Here is a 17,486-nt window from a genome sequence, read left to right as displayed (position 1 = left end):
GCGAACTGCCGTAGCAGCCATGACAGAAAGGCTGACGAAGTGACCGACAAGGAAGCGCCGGGCCGGCGCCGGGTGCTCACCGCAGCCGCCGCCACCGCCGCGGGGACGGCCATGGGCTGGACCCCGGCCTTCCGGCTGGACGCGCACGCCGCGGGCATGAGCGCCCCGCCGTCCTTCCCGCCCGGCATCCGCCTCGTCCGCCAGGGCTTTCGGAACTGGTCCGGCGAGGTCGCCCTGGACGCGGTGTGGACCGCGCTCCCCGCGACCCCCGCCGATGTCGTCACGCTGGCCGACTGGGCGCGCGCCCAGGGCTGGCGGCTGCGCCCCAAGGGCAGCGGCCACAGCTGGTCGCCCCTGCTCGCCCGCCGGGGCGAGGCCACCGGCCGGCTCGTCCTGGTCGACTCCACGGAACACCTCACCGCGATCGCGCTCCGCCGCGGCGGATCCCCGGCCGTCATCGCGCAGGCCGGAGCCACCATGGACGCGGTGCACTCCGTCCTGGAGGCCGCCGGTCACGGGCTGACGTGCGTCCCCGCCATCGGAGATCTGACCGTGGCCGGAGCCCTGGCCATCGGCGGCCACGGCACGGGCGTGCCGGCTCCCGGCGCGGGGCACGCCTTCGCGTCGACCGTCAGCGATCTGGTGGAGTCACTCACCGCGGTGGTCTGGGACGCCGCGGCCGGGCGGTATGCCTTGCGGACGTTCCACCGAGGCGAGCCCGACACCGCGGCGTTCCTCCTGCACCTCGGCCGGGCGTTCGTCGCGGAGGCGACCCTCCGGGTGCCCGCGAACGTCCGGCTGCGGTGCGTCAGTTCGTACGACATCCCCATGGCGGAACTCTTCGGCCCGCCCGGAGGACCCGGCCGTACGCTCGACCGCGCCCTGGCGGGCAGCGGGCGCGTCGAGGTGCTGTGGCTGCCGTACACCGAGCGGGCCTGGCTCAAGCTCTGGTCCGAGGAGCCCCGGCGGCCGCTCACGTCCCGGGAGACCGACGCCCCCTATCCCTATGTCTTCTACGACGTCATCCCCCGGCAACTGTCCGATCTCGCGGCCGAGATCATGCGGGGCGCCACCGCGCTGACGCCCGTGCTCACCACCGGGCTGGCGGAGGGCATCAGGCTCGGGCTGACCGCGACCGCCACCTGGGACCTGTGGGGCTGGTCGAAGAACACGGTGCTCTATATGCGGCCCACCACGCTGCGCTATGTGTTCGCCGGCTGGGCGGTGCTCTGCGCGCGAGCGGACGTGCAGCGCGTGCTGCACGGCTTCTGGTCCCGCTTCCAGCAGGTGCTCGACGCGCACCGGGCGCGCGGGGAGTACCCGGTCAACGGCCCCGTCGACGTGCGGATCACCGGTGTCGACGCGCCCGCCCCCGACGGCCCGTGGCTCTCACCGGCCCGGCCCCGGCCCGACCACCCCGAGTGGGACACCGTCGTCTGGCTGAACTCCACGACCTTCCCCGGCACACCGGGGGAGCACACCTTCCACCGCGACCTCGAACAGTGGATGGTCACCCACTTCACCGGCTGGTGCGCGATCCGCCCCGAGTGGGCCAAGGGCTGGGCCTATGGCCCGGGCGGCGCCTGGACCGACGCGGCGCTCCTCGGCAGAACCTGGCCCGGCGCCTTCCGGACTGGCCAGCCTGCGGGCACACGCTGGGAGGACGCCGCAGCCGCACTCGACCGCCACGACCCTGCCGGAGTCTTCCGAAGTCCCTTCCTGGAAAGGCTCTTCTCCTCCTGAGCCCGGGGAAGACGGCGAAGGCCCCCGCCGGAGCGGGGGCCTTCGCCTGTGGTGCGCCACCAGGGACTCGAACCCCGGACCTGCTGATTAAGAGTCAGCCGCTCTGACCAACTGAGCTAGCGGCGCGGAAGAAATATTACATGAGGTTCCGGATGGTCCGTCCCGGGCCCGGGACGGACCACCGCGTGGCCCGGTCAGCCCCGGGGCTTCGTCAGCAGCAACTCGGTGTTGTGGTCGACGGGGGCACCGAGCTTCCGGTCCGGTGTGGCATAGGGGTCGTTGTAGGACAGCTCGCGGTAGAGGGCCGCGAGGCCGGCCTCGGAGGTGTCGGAGAAGTCGGTCGTGTACGGAGCGGCCGACTCCACCAGCGTGGTGAAGAGCGACAGCGTGCCGTCGCCGTTGTCCGCGATCTCGATGATCCGCGCGTGCTGCGGGAAGTCGACGTGGGAGGCGGTGTTGATCTCCCAGAAGGCGCGCTCGGGCACGGTGTGGCCGTGGGCCGTGATGCGGTTCTCGTGGGTGTGGCCGTTGACCCAGGCGACGACGTTGGGATAGCGCTGGAGGAGCGCGACCAGGGCGGCGCCGTCGTGCCGTCCTTCGAAGGGGTGGTGCGGGTCCGGCAGCAGGTTGCCCATGCTCGTGCTGGTGTGGTGGCTGAAGAGGACGACCAGCGCTCCCCCGGTCCCGCCCTTGACGACGTGGCCGTCGCCGTCGTACCAGTGTCCGCTGTGGGCCTGGAGCACGGACTCCAGCCACTTCAGCTGCGCGGTGCCCACCGAACCGTCGGCGAATCCGGCCGGGTTGGTGGTGTCCAGGCTGATGCCCAGCACGCCTTCCGAGACGGGGAAGGTGTAGTAGAGCTTCCCGCTGTCGGCGGCCGAGGCGGTGAAGCCGTGGCCCACGGGGCCGGGGCCGGTGTATTTCGGGTCGAGGTGGGCCGTGGCGAATTCCTTCGGGGTGAACGGGGCGCGCCGCTCGTCGGCGGTGATGTGGCGCACCGGGCCCGAGTTCTTCAGCAGGTGTGCCAGCCGGAGCACGGCCTGCGCCGGGTCGTTGCGCAGCGCGTCCGCCAGCTTCGCGGCCTCCGCCTGGTCGCAGCCCTCCAGCTTGCGGTCACCGGTGTAGAGGGAATGGAGGAGGCCGAGGTCGGGCAGCGTGCCCTCGATGCTGTCGTCGTGGTTGCCGACCGTGGAGTACCACGGGGTGCGCAGCCCCGGTGCGGTGAAGGAACTGCCCGCGGCGGAGAGGAAGCGGGGTATCTCGGGGAAGCCCCGGCCCTTGTAGGAGTCCCGGAAGGAGGACTCCGGGTGCCAGAAGGCCGCGTTGCCCGAGTTCTGCACGCCCTCGTAGCGCGCCGGGTCACCGCTGTTGGGGGTGACGCGGCCGCCGCTCATGACGGAGAGGTACCAGTCGAGCTCGATCAGCTCGTGGTTGTCGGTGTTGTCACCGGTGGCCATGACCAGGGAGAAGGGCTGTCCCGTCCAGGGGCCGCCGACCAGGGAGTTCACCCGCTCCACGAGCGAGGAGGCGCCGCGTACGGTCAGCACCTCCTGCGGGCGGTGCGCGCTGTCGTTGTGCGGGGCGAGGAACTCGAAGCGTACGGGCGACTCCGTGTCGGCCAGGTGCAGGTCGGTGAACTGCACGAAGGACGCGAGCGCCGTACGCCTGGCGTCCCGCGCCGAGGAGGCGGCGGCGAGTTCGGTGCGTACGACAAGGGGCCAGCCGGGGCCGGAGCGCAAGAGCTTGTACGGGCCGGTGCCCGTCGGCGTGGCCACCTGCTCCAGGGTGGTGCCGCCGATCCGGACCGCCCTGGCGGCGGAGGCGGCCACCGCCCGGTCGCGTACGGCCGCGGACGCGTACCAGCTGTCGGCCAGCGCGAGCGCGGCTCCGGCGGCCGCGGCCGAGGCGCCGGTGAGGAACTGACGTCTGCTGTATGCGGGCATGCCGCGTGCTCCTGACTCCGTGGGGGACAGCCCTCGGCGCCGGACCACCGTCCCGTGGTGCCCCGACGCCGTACTTACCGGCTGGTAATCGTCACTCGCCAGCATGCTGACCGGCAGGGGCCATTCCGTGAACGAACGGCAAAGGGTTGGTGAGGAGGAGCCGTGCATCACCACCGGCACACGGACGGGCGCGGACCGTCAGCGGTCCGCGCCCGTCCGGGAGTTGAGCAGCGTTCAGCCGCGGCGGCGCGGGGCGTCCACCGTGTCGACGAGCTCGCCGCGGGCCACCTTGGTGAGGGCCTCGGCGACCACCTCGGTCTCCTCGTCGGTGAGGTAGGCGGAGAAGTGGCGGCGGATGCCGCGCATGTAGGCGGGCGCGGTCGCCCGCAGCGCTTCCAGGCCGTCCTCTGTGATGACCGCCCAGACCACGCGCTTGTCCGCACCGTCCGCGTCCTTGCGGACGAGGCCCACCCGCACCATCTCGTCGACCAGGCGGCTGACGCGGGTGCGGCTGAGTACCACGCGCTCGGCGACCTCCTGCATCCGCAGTCCGTGCTCGCCCGCGGCCTTGAGCTCCAGCAGCACGTCGTACCACGTCAGGGGGACGCGGCCCTCGCGCTGCACGTCGCTCTCGATCGCGCGGACGGCTGTGTTGTGGGCGAGCAGCAGTGCTCGCCATGCCTCGATGCCCACATCCCCTTTGCTCACGGGGAAAGTATATCGGCCCTTGTGTGCGTCCGCACGCACTTGGTAGTGTGTGTGCGAACGCACGGAAAACTCGAACCTCGAAGGGGTGGCGGCATGGTCCGCAACATCGGGCGTGACGACGTCAAGAAGAAGATCGACAGCGGTGCGGTGACGGTCATCGAGGCGCTGCCCGCCTCGTACTACGAGGAGGCGCACCTGCCCGGCGCGCTCAACCTGCCGCACGACGCGGTGGACAAGCTGGCTCCCGAGCTGCTGCCCGACAAGCAGGCCGAGATCATCGTCTACTGCGCCAACGAGCCCTGCGGCAATTCCGGCATCGCCGCGAAGCGCCTGACCGAGCTCGGCTACGCGAACGTCTACGAATACGGCGAGGGCAAGCAGGACTGGATCGACGCCGGGCTGCCGACCGAGACCGGGCCCTCCAGCAGGACCGCCTGAAAGGAAGGCGACACCTCATGAGCACCTCCGCTTCCCCCACCCGCCAGGTGAACGGCGTCGAGCTGCCGTCCGCCGGCACCTGGAAGGTCGACCCCGGCCACGCCGAAGTCGGCTTCCTGGGACGGCACTTCATGCTGACCAAGGTGCGCGGCCGGTTCACCGGCGTCGAGGCCTCCGTCGAGATCGGTGAGCGGCCCGAGGACAGCCGGGTCACCGCGGTCATCGACATGGCCAGCGTCGACAGCGGCGACCGCACCCGTGACGACCACCTCCGCTCGGGCGACTTCTTCGACGTGGAGAAGCACCCCAAGGCCACCTTCGCCTCGACGGCGGTGACCTGGCAGGGCGACAAGGGAAAGATGACCGGGGACCTCACCATCAAGGGCGTGACGCGCTCCGTCACCCTGGACGTGGACTACCTCGGCTACGCCCGCGACCCGTGGAACAACGACCGCGCGATCTTCTCGGCGCACGGCAAGGTCAACCGCGAGGACTGGGGCCTGACCTGGAACATGGCCCTGGAGACCGGCGGCATCCTGGTCTCCAAGGAGATCGAGCTGACGCTGGAGATCGAGACGATCCGCGAGAGCTGAACCCGCGCCCGCACACCGCACCGCCCCGCACGCCGTGGCCCTCTTCGGGCACCGCGTGCGGGGCGCTGTGCCATGCCCGCCTTTCGTTTCACGGACGTCCGGCGGGCCATTCCGCTTGTACGCGGTCCGGAATGGATCTCTCTCAATTACCCGCTGTCCAGCGGCATATGAATGGATCTTGATTTATTTCCGACAAGTAAATCGGGGCTATGGGAACGCTTGCCCGCGGTGTTGCGGGTATGGCATAGTCCTGCGCGTCGGACTGCGGTCCGTTACGGGGGAGAAGGAACATGGCGAGTAAATCCGACCGTGTTCGCATGAAGATGCCGACCGACGCGGGAGACAGCTCGTGATCGGGGCATCGGCGAGCGGCCGAGAAGATCACCACATTGCGGATCACTTAATTCCGGGCGACGCCCGGACAGCCGACGGGCACAGAGTGGCCCGGTCCGGGCACGCGTAGCCGTCGGCGCGCCACAAGGAAATCCGAGCCGCTTCACCGGCCCGGCACGACCGTGTGGCCCCACACCTCAAGGCAGCACCACATCAGCTGAATTGCGCCCGCGCCGCGGATAAATACGCGGCCGCGCAATTTCTTCCACGCTCCGGCCCGCCGGTGCGCCGGCACAGTGCCGCGCACGGCGTGCGGGGCGTCCCCAGGGATGGTCCCGGCGGCCTCGCCGAAGTGCCTTCGGCGGCGTGGCCGGGTGAGCGGAGCAGCACCACGGACCGCGCCGGACCCGGCAGGTCCGAGAACCGACCGTGTGCACGGGAGGAACCATGAACCACAGCGGCACCCGCACCAGTTCACCCGAGATCCTCACCGACGGGGCTCTCGTCGACCTCACCCAGCACGAGATCCAGGCCCTGCGGACCGAGTTCAACCTCGCGGACGCCCATACGCACCAGCGGCAGTCGGCCAGCCAGCGCCGCATCGTCGCCCGGCTCCCGGAGCTGTGGTACGAAGCGGAGGAGGGGCTCCAGGAGACCTACGAACAGCGGTTCACCGACGCGTTCTTCCGCCTGCACCGGCAGCCGACCGCGCGGGCGCGGCAGAAGACCATGCTCTCCTACGCCGCGTCCATATCGACCATGGTCGTCGGCATGTACCTCAAGCGCCGGCGGATGGCGGTCTCGCTGATCGAGCCGTGCTTCGACAATCTCTACGACGTGCTGGCCAATATGGGCGTGCCGCTCTACCCGGTGGACGAATCGGCCTTCGCCGAACCCGACCGGATCTATGCGGAGCTGGCGCGCAGGGTCCGTACCGACGCCCTGTTCCTGGTCGACCCGAACAACCCCACCGGCTTCAGCCTGCTCAAACACGGCCGGAAGGGATTCGAGGAAGTCGTCCGGTTCTGCAAGGACCACGGAAAGCTGCTGGTGATTGATTTCTGCTTCGCCTCCTTCACGCTTTTCGACCCCGACGTCGCCCGCTTCGACATGTACGAGCTCCTGGAGAATTCAGGCGTCAGCTACATGGCGATCGAGGACACCGGGAAGACCTGGCCGGTGCAGGACGCGAAATGCGCCATGCTCACCGTCAGCGACGATATCCATGAGGCGGTATACAACCTGCACACCAGCGTTCTGCTCAATGTCTCGCCGTTCGTGCTGAACATGCTCGCCGAGTACATCGAGGACTCCATCGAGGACGACCTCTCCTCGGTCCGTGACGTCCTCACCCGCAACCGCGAGACCGCCCGCAAGGCGCTGGACGGGTCGATCCTGGAGTACCAGGAGCCGGTGGTCAACGTGAGTGTCGCCTGGTTCAGGATCGACCACCCCACACTGACCGCCACCGAGCTCCAGCGCGACCTCACCTCCGACGGGCTCTATCTGCTGCCCGGCCGCTACTTCTACTGGAGCGAACCCGGCAAGGGCGAGCGCTATCTGCGCATCGCACTCGCCCGCGACCCGCGGATGTTCTCCGCCGCGATGACCCGCCTCACCGCCGCGCTGGAACGCCATGACCGGTGAGCTGCGCACCGGCCGCCCGCACCGGGAGGCGGCCGGCCACGAGCACCCCGTGCGCACCACCTATGTGGACGCCGCGCTGTTCCTCGGCATGAACAGCGCGGACGAGGCGACACGGATCGCCTGCAAGTCCTTCTTCGCCACCCGGCTCCACGGCCGGGTCGTGATGAGCTGGGAACAGGTGGGCCGCTGCGACGACCTGGTGTGGCGCTTCCCGCGCGAACTCCAGGACGCCTACTACCCCTTCATGGACCACCTGCACACCGACATGCGCATCGACCGCCTCGGCTACACCCGCGAGGACATCGAAGCGGGCCTGGGCGCGGACGCCACCGCCGGACTGCCCGTGCACGAGCGGCTGCTGGCCGGCATGGTGCTGCGCCACGGCGGCGTCCTCTGCACGGTCAGCCCCGGCCTGCGCGCCTGCCGGGCCCTGACCGTCCACCCGCCCGAAGCCGGACCGGAAGTCCCCTTCCCCGAGGGCCTGGAGAAGCTCTACCGAGCTTCGCTCGCCCTGCGGATCCCGCACGGACTCCTGTGGGGGGAGGACGGATGTTCCACGGAGTGACGGTCCCCCTGGTGACCCCGCTGTCCGCCGGGGGCGAGGTGCCCCGGGCGGACGTCGCAGCCCTTGTCGCCTCGGTGCGGCCCCACGCCACCGCCCTGCTCCCGGCCCTGAGCACCGGCGAGGGCTGGGCGCTGACGGACCGTCAATGGAAGGACATGGTCACCCACACGCTGGCCTGCGCCGACGGGCTGCCGGTGCTCGCCGGGATCCAGCGGCCCGGCACGGCGGAGGTGACCGCGCTGGCCCAAACCGCCGCCCGCCTCGGCGCCACCGCCGTCGTCACCACCACGCCGTACGGGCCGGACGTCACCCAGCGGGAGATGTACGACCACTACGCGGCCGTGGCGCAGGCGGGACTGCCCGTCGTCGTCTACCACGAGTCCGGCATCTCCCGTAACACCGTCGAGCACGACACCCTGCTGAGGATCTGCGCCCTGCCGGGCGTGGTGGCCGTCAAGGACTCCGCGGGCGACCCCGCGGCCACCCGCGCCCTGCTCGCCGCACGCCCCGGCGTGCCGGTCCTCCAGGGCCTGGAGCACCTCGTGGGCGTCTGCGGGGAGGTGGACGGCTGGGTCATGTCCCTCGCCAACGCCGAACCAGCCCTGTGCGCAACGGCGTTCGAGGCCCGGCCGGTGTACGACGCGGCCGTGCGCGAAGCCTGCGAGCGGTACGGTCTGGACCGGCCCGACTGGTACCGCTCGCTCAAGACCGAACTCCACCGCCGCCAGGTGCTCGGCACCGACCGGACCGCAGCACCGGAAGGGAGCCGCACATGAGGACCGCGCCGACGGACAGCGACCTCAAGCGGCTGTTCGTCCACAACCGCTCCCTGCCCGACGTACGGACCCTCGCCGAGATCGAGCGGATCGAGCGCGACTGGGTGGTGGCCCGCGTGGCCCACCTGGAGGAGACGACACCACCGCTCGCCTCCCGCGCCGACTGGGTCGCGGCGCTGGAGGACCTGCTGGCCAAGGAGAGCGAGGGCACACCGGCGGGGCGCTACCTCGCCGAGGAGGCGACGATCGGTCAAATGGCCTATGTGGTCGCGGAGTTCGCGCCGGACGGGCTCACCGAGGCGCAGAACTTCTTCCCCGCGATACCACGCCTGCCGCTGCGCGCGCAGATGGCCGTGATGCGGGTGATCATCGACGAGTTCGGCTGCGGGAACCTCCAGCAGGCCCACTCCCAGCTCTACGTGAACCTCCTCGCGGAACTCGGTCTCCCGCTCGAACTGGACGCCTATCTGGACCGCACCAGCGACGAGACCTACGCCTTCCTCGACGTCTTCTACTGGCTCACCCAGCGCGCCCCGCACATGGAGCACTTCCTCGGCGGCCTCGCCTATCTGGAGGCCAGCATCCCGTCCGCCTTCACCGTCCAGGCCCGCGCCTGCGAACGGCTCGGCATCGCCAACGGGCGGTACTACACCGAGCACCTCCACATCGACACCTTCCACCGCAAGGAGATGCAGGTGGCCATCCGGGAGTACGAGTCCGCCCACGGCCTCGACCCCACCCGGCTGTGGACCGGCGCCCTGCTCGTCTCCGAACTCATCGGCACCGCCTTCGAGGCGGCCGTCGAACGGGCCCGGGAGGCGGCGTGACCGACCAGACACCCATCGTCGAGCCGCTGCCGGGGGAGTGGGTGCGCGTCACCGTCGACGGCCGGGCGTACGAGATCGCGGCGGCCTGCCCGCACCGCAAGGGCCGGCTCGCCCACGGCTACGTCAGCGCCCACACCCTGCGCATCACCTGCCCGCTGCACCGCTCCACCTTCGACCTCGTCACCGGCCGTCAGGTCTCGGGCCCCTGCGCGGGCCCGCTCCCGGTCCGGCCCGCCGGGCGCGAGGCCGGCGGCGACGACCGCACCGCCCCGGCAGAAACGCGAGGAGAGCCACAGTGACCGCCACCACCGACGGCCCGGCGCCGTACACCGCGGAACAGGTCTGGCTGCCCGCCTCCGAACGGCTCACCGACTGGGACTTCGCCTTCCACGACCTGATGCTCGGCGACGACCTGCGTATGGAGGCGTTCCGCGCCGCCGTCCTGGAGGCCGTACGCCCCGGCGCCACCGTCCTCGACCTGGGCACCGGTACCGGCATCCTCGCCCAGTGGGCCCTGGAGGCGGGCGCCCGCCGGGTCTACGGCATCGAGCTCAACGCCGAGGTGCTGCGCACCGCCCGCGACCGGGTGACGGCCGCCGGTCACGGCGACCGCTTCCGGCCCGTCCACGGCCTCTCCTTCGACGTGGAGCTGCCCGAGCGGGCCGACGTCGTCATCTCGGAGATCATGGGCAACCTCGCCGACAACGAGGGCTTCGCCGCGATCCTCGCCGACGCGCGCCGCCGCTTCCTCGCGCCCGGCGGCACGATGCTCCCGCGCCGGGTCGAGAGCTACCTCGTCCCGGTGACCGCCCCCCGCGCCCACGCCCAGGTGCGCGCGGGGCTGCCGCAGGACGGCGGCGGGGCCGGGCACTTCGCCGAACTGCTGCGCAGCCGGGGCGCCCGCGGCCCCTTCGACCTCTACTACGACGTGGTCCTGCCGCTGGACGGCCACCTCGCCGCGCCGCGGATCGTGCGCGTCTACGACCTGGAGCAGGCCGAACCGTCCGCGACCTACCAGGTGCCGCTCGTCTTCACCGTGCACCGGGACGGCGTGCTGAGCGGCTTCAAGGGCTACTTCGTGGCCACCCTGTCCGACACCGTGGCCCTGGACATCTCCGGCGACGGCATCGCGGAACGCACCGCCTCCGACAGCTGGAAGCACTGCTATCTGCCGATCGAGAACCAGGTGGCCGTGCGGCGCGGCGACCGGGTCGTCCTCACCTTCACCCGGAACGGCGGGGCGGGCGAGGGCGGTCCCTTCCAGCAGAGTTACCGCTGGGAGGGCCGGATCCTCTCCAGCGGCGAGGAGATCGCGCGGTTCGCGCACAGCACCGCCGCCTGACGGGCCCGATGCCCAAACCCTCCACCTCCCACATCCCATCGCAAGCGCGCACGTACGACATCACGGGGGAGCACAACTGATGGCAACACCCACACGCACGTACGACGTCGTCGCCCTGCACGTCCCCATCGCCTACAACGGGTTCGGGGACTACGACGCGAACGGCGCCCTCTACACCCTCGCCGAGGACGCCGAGGAGCTCCGGGCGGTCGCCGCCGCCTGGCCCTCGCCGTTCCCGGACTACCTCAAGGAGCCCGACCGGGTCCCGAAGCCGCACCCGCTGACCCGGCCGCTCGTCCTGCGGGTGCGCCGCGGCGAGCGGCTGCGCGTGCGCCTGAGCAACGAACTGGACCGCCCCACCGGCATCACCATGCAGGGCGTGCAGTACGACGCCCGCGCCCAGGACGGACTGGCCGTCGGCCGCAACCCCGACACCAGCGTCCCGCCCGGCGGCACCCGCGTCTACGAGTGGGTGTGCGAGCACGAGGGCGTCTTCCACTTCGGCGACATGGCGGACCCGCGCGGCGAGGGCGGCCAGAGCCACGGCATGATCGGCGCGCTCGTGGTGGAGGCGGAGGACGCCACCTGGACCGACCCGGAGACCGGCAGCGACCTCGCCTCCGGGCTCTACGCGGATGTGCACCTGCCCGACCGCAGCTTCCGCGAGTTCGTCATCTTCATGATGGAGTACCCCAGCAACGACAACCCCGCCGACCTCTCCACCGTGATGCCCATGGGCGGCATGGGTGGCATGGGTGCGACGGGCGGCACGGGTGCCGGCATGGACGCGGTCAGTCCCATGACCCACCCGTCGGTGGCCGCCAGGGCGCGCCGGGGCGGCCCGGACACCCTCGCCGACCTCACCCCGCCCAACAACGCCATGCTGCCGGTCAACCTCCGCATCGAGCCCATGGAATGGCGGATGTACCGCTACCAGCAGATGCTGGACAGCGGACAGCTCGACCCGGTGCGCGACGCCCAGACGGGCGAGGAGATGCACCACAGCTCATGGATGTTCGGCGACCCCGCCACCCCCGTGCTGCGCGGCTACCAGGGCGACCCCGCGGTGATCCGGCTCGTGCACGGCGGCATGCGCGACACCCACGTCTTCCACACCCACCTCCACCAGTGGCGCAGCGACCCGGGCGACCCGGAGTCCCCGATCGTGGACTCCGTCAGCATCAGCCCCCAGGAGGGCCTCACCCTGGAACTCATCGGCGGCCTCGGCTCCGCGCAGGCCGCCGTCGGCGACGCGATCTGGCACTGCCACATGTACGTCCACTTCCACATGGGCATGTGGGGCCTCTTCCGGATGTTCGACACCCTCCAGGACGGCACCGGCACCTACCCCGACGGCACCCCGATCACGGCCCTCGCCCCGCTCCCGCACCGCGCCCCGCCGCCGCTGCCCACGCCCGAGAAGCCCGGCTTCCCGAACTTCATGCGGGAAGCCGCCGCCTATCCGCAGAAGTCGCCCCGGCCGCCGCGCACCCCGCACCAGCCGCTGGGCATGGGCCGCGAGCCCACCCCGCTGGAGGCCGCGGCCTTCTGCCAGGACCCCCAGCCCGGCGAGGCGTTCACCAAGATCGGCCCACCGGACGCGCCCGTACGCCGCTACCACCTGGTCGCCGCCAGCGGCACCGTCTACTACCACGGCGACCCCACCGCCGAGCACGCCGTGACCTGGCACGACCACCGCGGACACTTCTTCGTCCTCGCGGAGGAACTGGAGGAGGCGGGCGGGCTCGAGGAGTTCCGGCGGCAGCTCGAAGCCGGCGAGCGCACCATCGAGCCCCTGGTCATCCGCGCCCGCAAGGGCGAGATCCTGGAACTCACCCTCACCAACGCGCTGCCCACCGGCCCCCAGAAGGAGAACGCCTTCGACCCCGCGCTGCCCTTCCAGCCCGAGTGCGGGCTCCACACCCACCTCGTCAAATACGACCCCCTCATCTCCGACGGCTCCAGCATCGGCTGGAACTACATCTCCGGCACCACCACCGTGGACCAGGGCACAGAGGACTTCGGCCGCTACCACTCCTGGACCTACCGGTGGTGGGTCAACGAGGAGTTCGGCACCGTCTTCTTCCACGACCACCTGCTCGCCAACTACCGCCAGCGGCACGGCCTCTTCGGCGCGATGGTCGCCGAGGCGGAGGACGCCGAGTGGTACGAGCCCGCCGACGCGACGACACCGCTGCGCCGCGGCACCCAGGCCGTGATCAAACGCCCCGAGGGCCAGTTCCGCGAATTCGTGCTGGCCGTCGCGGACTTCGTCCCCCTCGTCGAGCACATGCAGATGGCCGGCGCGCAGATGCCCGGCGGCCACGGCGGCGGGCCCATCAACCCGCCCCCGACGCCCGGCGCCCCGGACGACCAGGGCGTGATGGCCGTCAACTACCGCTGCGAACCCCTCTCCGAGCGCGGCGGCGACCCCGCCGACTGGTTCGCCAGCAGCGTGCACGGCGACCCCGGCACGCCCCTGCTGCACGCCTACCCCGGTGAGCGGATCCGGCTGCATGTCCTCCAGGGCTCCCACGACCTCCAGCACAGCTTCACCACCAACGGGCTGCGCTGGCGCCAGTGGCGTGGCCGCCCCGACACCCCCTGGCGCGACCAGCTGACCCTGGGCATCTCCAACGTCGGCGACCTCGACCTCGACCCCCGGCAGGGGCCGGGCGACCACCTCTGGTCGTTCGGGGCCACCGACGATCTGTGGCTGGGCTGCTGGGGGCTGCTGCGCCTGCACGACAGCCCTCGCGAGGGCCTGCCCGCCCTGCCCGCCGCCTCCCCGGTGCTCGGCCATCTGCCGCCCAAGCAGCGGGTCCGCCGCTTCACCGTCCGTGCCAAGGCCCGCGACATCCTCTACAGCGACAAGCGCGTCGACCCGTACGGGCTCGTCTACGAGGTCGACGGCGTCCGGCAGGAAGGCCCGCTGGTGCTGCGCTGCCGGGAGGGCGAGTGGGTCGAGGTGACCCTCGTCAACGAGCTGGACGGGCCCCCGCCGGCGAGCGCCTTCGACCCGCCGCTGCTGGCCAAGGACGACCCCGCCTCCCGCGTGATCTCCGGCCGCGTCTCCCTGCACCCGACCCGCCTGCGCTACGACGTCCGGACCGACGACGGAGCCCACGCCGGATACAACGAGGACAGCACCGTCAAGCCCGGTGGCTCGCGCACCTACCACTGGTACGCCGCCGAGCCCGGCGTCGCCCTGCTCCGCGACCAGGCCGACGTGGTCTCCCACATGCGCCGCGGCCTCGTGGGAGCCCTCGTCGTGGAGGCCGCCGACGCCACCCCCTACGACCCGGACTCCGGCGCGCAGTGCTGGACCGGCGAACAGGCGGTCGTCCGCAGGCTCAACGCGGAGCCGGTGCACGAACTGGTGCTGGTCAGCCAGGACGGGCTGCGGCTCTTCCACGACGGCGACCTCACCCAGCCCGTCGCCGACCTGTTCTCCGACAGCCGGGACGACGACGGGCAGAAGGCGTTCAACTACCGCACCGCCGCCCTGCACCCGCTCCACCCCGTGCTGGCCGACCCCGCCCCGCCCACCCCGCTGCTCCGGTGCCGGGCCGGCGACCAGGTGGCGATCCACCTGGCCATCGGCGGAGCCCGCAGCCGCAACCAGTGCTTCACCGTGCACGGCCAGGTCTGGGACAGCTCCGGGACCGGCCGCGGCCCGTACGTCTCGACCATCGGCGCCCTCGCCGCGGGCAGCACCCGCACCGTCCGCTTCCGCGCCAACTACCCCGGCGACTACGCCTACCGCACCGGCAATCTGCACTGGGGAGTCTGCGAGGGCTGGTGGGGACTGCTCCGTGTGACCGAAACACCGTGACGGCGCGCCGGACGCCGTGACAAGGTGCCTGGAGCGGGCACGGCCGCGGGCCGGGCCCGCTCCAGGCGACTCCCCGTGAGGAGAGATGTGAAGCAGATACCGAACACCGCGGCCGGCAGAGATCCCCGGCTGCCGGACAGCCCGGACACCGTCGTCGTCTTCACCGACCTGAACTGCTCCTTCGCGCACGTCGCCGTGCACCGCCTGCACACCACGCGGCGCCGGCTCGGGCTGGAGGGCCGCGTCTGGTTCGACCTGCGGGCCTTCCCGCTGGAGCTGTTCAACGAAGAGGTCAACGCCCGCCCCGGCGTCGACTCGGAGATCTCCGTGCTCGGCGCACTGGAACCGGACGCCGGCTGGCGGCTGTGGCAGGGCCCCGACTGGACCTACCCCGTCACCACACTGCCCGCGCTGGAGGCGGTCGAGGCGGCCAAGGCCCAGAGTTGGCAGGCCAGTGAACAACTCGACCTCGCCCTGCGGCGCGCCTTCTGGGCCGAGGGCCGGTGCATCTCCATGAGGCACGTCATCCTCGACACGGCGCGCGCCACGGGGGTCGTGGACGTCGACGCCCTCGCCGACGCGCTCGACGACGGGAGTGCGCGGCGGGCGGTGTTCGAGCAGTACCGCGCTGCGTGCGACGGGAGGGTGCGGTGCAGTCCGCATGTCTTCCTGTACGACGGTACGGAGTCGGCGAATCCTGGGGTCTCGGCGCGGTGGGTCAACGGGGACTTCGGGGTCGGGGCGCCGGTGATCGACGAGGATCGGCCTGCGGTGTATGAGGAGTTGCTGATGCGGGCGGCAAAGCTTTTGGGTGATGCGGGTGGGGACGCCTGACGGCGGCGGTTTTTTCTTCCCCAGCCCCGCCCCTTCCCGCAGCATCTGATGCGCGGCTCCGCCGCGGCCGGGGCTCCGCCCCGGACCCGTGCCCGGGTGCGGCTGGAGTGCTCCCCCAGCTAACGCTGGGAGGTGCCCCCAGCGGCGCTTTGTTCCCCTACCCCGCCCCTTCCCGAAACCGGGGAGACCCTGGACCCCAGCGCCCTTGGGGGTCCCCCCGGACGAAGTCTGGGGGAGCGTCCTCAAACGCCGGACGGGCTGAATTCGCTGGTTACGGTCCGCACCATCCAGCCCGTTGGGGGCACCTCCCAGCGTTAGCTGGGGGAGTTTGAGGACACCGCGCGGAGCGCGGTCAGGGGTCTGGGGCGAAGCCCCAGTTTCGGGAAGGGGCGGGGTAGGGGAACAAAGCGCCGCAGGCGCAGCCCCCCACGCGGCGGAGCCGCACATCACATGCAGCGGCGGGTAGGGGAACAAGACGGCCTACGCCCGGACCGACGGCCCGCGCCCGCGGATCGCACCCCCGGTCAGCCGATGATCGCGCGTGCGGAGATGGAAAGCCGCCGTCCCCAGCAGCCACGACCCCGCGAACCACAGGGGACCAAGCGGCAGTTGCTCCCACGGCACCGAGTGGGTGAAGCCCGCCGCTACGCTCACCTGCGTCGGCCCGTACTCCGGCAGCAGGTTCACCCCGTCCTTGCTCGCCGCAGGGTTGCTGATCGGATTCTGGAGCATCGTGTCCAGCAGGCTGACCATGATGATGACGAACATCCCCGCCAGCTCGCTCCGCAGGAACGCGCCCAGCAGGATGCCGATCCCGCCGTAGGCGACGGCCGCGGTGAACAGCCCCGCCGCCAGCAGCGCGGGCCGCACCGGGTCCCAGTAGTAACAGACCACGGCCGTGGCGTAGCCCGCGATCAGGGCCGCCGCCAGTGTCATCGCGACGACCTTGGCGATCAGCAGATGCAACCGGGGATAGCCGGCGAGCACCAGCCGGGTGTCGAAGGCCAGGGACTTGAACGTCGTCATGAACATCATGAATCCGACGATCAGCGTGACCGTGTTGACCGCCCCGGACACCATCGTCAGATGGCCGCCGTCGACGGTCAGCCGCGCCCCGGTCGCGCGCAGCAGGAACGTCGCGGGATCGGAGGTGACGAACCAGTGCTCCAGCGTGAGCCACAGCGGGATGTAGAACACGACCAGGACGAGCGCGAAGCGGTTGCGGGCGTGTTCCAGCAGGGCGAAGCCGATGGCCGTGGCGAGCCGCGACCGGGCCCGGCTCACCGCCCCGCCCCGGGCCCCGCGACGCCGTCGCGCAACTCGTGCAGTTCGTCCAGCCGCTCGGTGTCCCAGGCCAGGTGGGAGACGACGAGGACGCACCGGCCGCGGTCCCGCAGCCGGGCGGCGAGGTCCCAGAAGCGCAGATAGGTCTCCCAGTCGAAGCCCTGATAGGGCTCGTCCAGCAGCAGCACCCGCGGGTCGTGCATCAGGGCCAGCGTCAGATTGAGCTTCTGCCGGGTGCCGCCGCTCAGGGCGTCGACCCGGGTGTGGCGGTACTCCGCGAAGTGGAGCTCCTCCAGGAGCTCCTCCGCGCGGTCCACATTGTCCAGGTCGTACGCGGAGCGGAAGTAGCGCACGTGCTGCTCGACGGTGAGGAAGTCGTTGAGCACCGTCTCCTGGGGGCAGTAGCCCAGTGCCCCCAGGTGCTCCACCGTCCCCGAGTCGGCGGGGAGCTGCCCGCACAGGATGCGCAGCAGCGTCGTCTTGCCCGCGCCGTTCTCCCCGACGAGCCCGGCGAGGGTGCCGGGGGCGAGGGTGAGCGAGACGCCCCGCAGCACCTCGTGGGATCCGTACGACTTGTGTACGTCGCGCACGCTCAGGGCGGGCGGTGGTGCGGGCATC

The 17,486-nt window shown here is 71.2% G+C and carries 15 protein-coding genes and 1 tRNA gene; 11 read left to right on the top strand and 5 right to left on the bottom strand.

Annotation, left to right across the window (positions count from 1 at the left end):
* Positions 1-39 precede the first annotated feature (39 nt).
* The gene (locus ACFY1P_RS06940) at positions 40-1,743 is read left to right on the top strand and encodes a cholesterol oxidase substrate-binding domain-containing protein (protein ID WP_390749954.1); all 1,704 of its coding nucleotides are present in this window, start codon (positions 40-42) and stop codon (positions 1,741-1,743) included.
* Positions 1,744-1,792: 49 nt separating this feature from the next.
* Here ACFY1P_RS06940 and ACFY1P_RS06935 read toward each other — a convergent pair.
* The 3 genes from ACFY1P_RS06935 to ACFY1P_RS06925 form a co-directional block, all read right to left on the bottom strand.
* A tRNA-Lys gene (locus ACFY1P_RS06935) sits at positions 1,793-1,869 on the bottom strand.
* Between the two features lie 68 nt (positions 1,870-1,937).
* Positions 1,938-3,686 (bottom strand): TIGR03767 family metallophosphoesterase, encoded by a 1,749-nt coding sequence (locus tag ACFY1P_RS06930; protein WP_390749953.1) that lies wholly within the window; start codon positions 3,684-3,686, stop codon positions 1,938-1,940.
* Positions 3,687-3,920: 234 nt separating this feature from the next.
* A complete protein-coding gene (locus tag ACFY1P_RS06925; RefSeq protein WP_361532469.1) occupies positions 3,921-4,394 on the bottom strand; it encodes a MarR family transcriptional regulator in 474 nt (157 codons plus the stop codon).
* Positions 4,395-4,487: 93 nt separating this feature from the next.
* Between ACFY1P_RS06925 and ACFY1P_RS06920 the strand changes: the two genes are divergently transcribed.
* The 10 genes from ACFY1P_RS06920 (at position 4,488) to ACFY1P_RS06875 (ending at position 15,584) form a co-directional block, all read left to right on the top strand.
* A complete protein-coding gene (locus tag ACFY1P_RS06920; RefSeq protein WP_361532466.1) occupies positions 4,488-4,832 on the top strand; it encodes a rhodanese-like domain-containing protein in 345 nt (114 codons plus the stop codon).
* 17 nt (positions 4,833-4,849) lie between these two features.
* Positions 4,850-5,425 (top strand): YceI family protein, encoded by a 576-nt coding sequence (locus ACFY1P_RS06915; protein ID WP_361532463.1) that lies wholly within the window; start codon positions 4,850-4,852, stop codon positions 5,423-5,425.
* Between the two features lie 780 nt (positions 5,426-6,205).
* Complete coding sequence (locus ACFY1P_RS06910) at positions 6,206-7,405, top strand: pyridoxal phosphate-dependent aminotransferase (RefSeq protein ID WP_361532460.1); 1,200 nt, start codon at positions 6,206-6,208, stop codon at positions 7,403-7,405.
* Positions 7,395-7,970 carry a DUF6190 family protein gene (locus ACFY1P_RS06905; RefSeq protein WP_390749952.1) on the top strand — a complete coding sequence of 192 codons (576 nt, stop codon included), beginning with the start codon at positions 7,395-7,397 and terminating at the stop codon, positions 7,968-7,970. The genes ACFY1P_RS06910 and ACFY1P_RS06905 overlap by 11 nt, the downstream gene beginning before the upstream one ends.
* Positions 7,955-8,746 carry a dihydrodipicolinate synthase family protein gene (locus tag ACFY1P_RS06900; RefSeq protein ID WP_390749951.1) on the top strand — a complete coding sequence of 264 codons (792 nt, stop codon included), beginning with the start codon at positions 7,955-7,957 and terminating at the stop codon, positions 8,744-8,746. The genes ACFY1P_RS06905 and ACFY1P_RS06900 overlap by 16 nt, the downstream gene beginning before the upstream one ends.
* Positions 8,743-9,573 carry an iron-containing redox enzyme family protein gene (locus tag ACFY1P_RS06895; RefSeq protein WP_361532451.1) on the top strand — a complete coding sequence of 277 codons (831 nt, stop codon included), beginning with the start codon at positions 8,743-8,745 and terminating at the stop codon, positions 9,571-9,573. The genes ACFY1P_RS06900 and ACFY1P_RS06895 overlap by 4 nt, the downstream gene beginning before the upstream one ends.
* Positions 9,570-9,872 carry a Rieske (2Fe-2S) protein gene (locus ACFY1P_RS06890; protein WP_390749950.1) on the top strand — a complete coding sequence of 101 codons (303 nt, stop codon included), beginning with the start codon at positions 9,570-9,572 and terminating at the stop codon, positions 9,870-9,872. The genes ACFY1P_RS06895 and ACFY1P_RS06890 overlap by 4 nt, the downstream gene beginning before the upstream one ends.
* Entirely contained in the window at positions 9,869-10,915 is a 1,047-nt protein-coding gene (locus ACFY1P_RS06885; RefSeq protein WP_390749949.1) for a methyltransferase domain-containing protein, read from the top strand. The genes ACFY1P_RS06890 and ACFY1P_RS06885 overlap by 4 nt, the downstream gene beginning before the upstream one ends.
* A gap of 79 nt (positions 10,916-10,994) precedes the next feature.
* The gene (locus ACFY1P_RS06880) at positions 10,995-14,750 is read left to right on the top strand and encodes a multicopper oxidase domain-containing protein (RefSeq protein ID WP_390749948.1); all 3,756 of its coding nucleotides are present in this window, start codon (positions 10,995-10,997) and stop codon (positions 14,748-14,750) included.
* A 96-nt stretch (positions 14,751-14,846) separates the two neighbouring features.
* Entirely contained in the window at positions 14,847-15,584 is a 738-nt protein-coding gene (locus tag ACFY1P_RS06875; RefSeq protein ID WP_390750027.1) for a DsbA family protein, read from the top strand.
* 480 nt (positions 15,585-16,064) lie between these two features.
* On the opposite strand, the gene ACFY1P_RS06870 is transcribed toward ACFY1P_RS06875, so the two are convergent.
* Both ACFY1P_RS06870 and ACFY1P_RS06865 read right to left on the bottom strand, forming a co-directional pair.
* Positions 16,065-16,868: an ABC transporter permease gene (locus tag ACFY1P_RS06870; RefSeq protein ID WP_390749947.1), complete on the bottom strand. Its 804-nt coding sequence runs from the start codon at positions 16,866-16,868 to the stop codon at positions 16,065-16,067.
* Positions 16,865-17,485: an ABC transporter ATP-binding protein gene (locus tag ACFY1P_RS06865; protein ID WP_390749946.1), complete on the bottom strand. Its 621-nt coding sequence runs from the start codon at positions 17,483-17,485 to the stop codon at positions 16,865-16,867. Before ACFY1P_RS06865 ends, ACFY1P_RS06870 begins: the two co-directional genes overlap by 4 nt.
* Between the last annotated feature and the right edge of the window lies 1 nt (position 17,486).

The organism is Streptomyces sp. NPDC001407, from assembly GCF_042895325.1.
Classification (GTDB): domain Bacteria; phylum Actinomycetota; class Actinomycetes; order Streptomycetales; family Streptomycetaceae; genus Streptomyces.
This window is presented reverse-complemented; position numbering and strand designations above follow the sequence as displayed.

Coding starts and splice junctions, on each gene's coding strand:
- ACFY1P_RS06930 (WP_390749953.1), bottom strand. CDS start 3,686: ATGCCCGCATACAGCAGACGTCAGTTCCTCACCGGCGCCTCGGCCGCG.
- ACFY1P_RS06920 (WP_361532466.1), top strand. CDS start 4,488: ATGGTCCGCAACATCGGGCGTGACGACGTCAAGAAGAAGATCGACAGC.
- ACFY1P_RS06915 (WP_361532463.1), top strand. CDS start 4,850: ATGAGCACCTCCGCTTCCCCCACCCGCCAGGTGAACGGCGTCGAGCTG.
- ACFY1P_RS06910 (WP_361532460.1), top strand. CDS start 6,206: ATGAACCACAGCGGCACCCGCACCAGTTCACCCGAGATCCTCACCGAC.
- ACFY1P_RS06905 (WP_390749952.1), top strand. CDS start 7,395: ATGACCGGTGAGCTGCGCACCGGCCGCCCGCACCGGGAGGCGGCCGGC.
- ACFY1P_RS06900 (WP_390749951.1), top strand. CDS start 7,955: ATGTTCCACGGAGTGACGGTCCCCCTGGTGACCCCGCTGTCCGCCGGG.
- ACFY1P_RS06895 (WP_361532451.1), top strand. CDS start 8,743: ATGAGGACCGCGCCGACGGACAGCGACCTCAAGCGGCTGTTCGTCCAC.
- ACFY1P_RS06880 (WP_390749948.1), top strand. CDS start 10,995: ATGGCAACACCCACACGCACGTACGACGTCGTCGCCCTGCACGTCCCC.
- ACFY1P_RS06865 (WP_390749946.1), bottom strand. CDS start 17,485: ATGCCCGCACCACCGCCCGCCCTGAGCGTGCGCGACGTACACAAGTCG.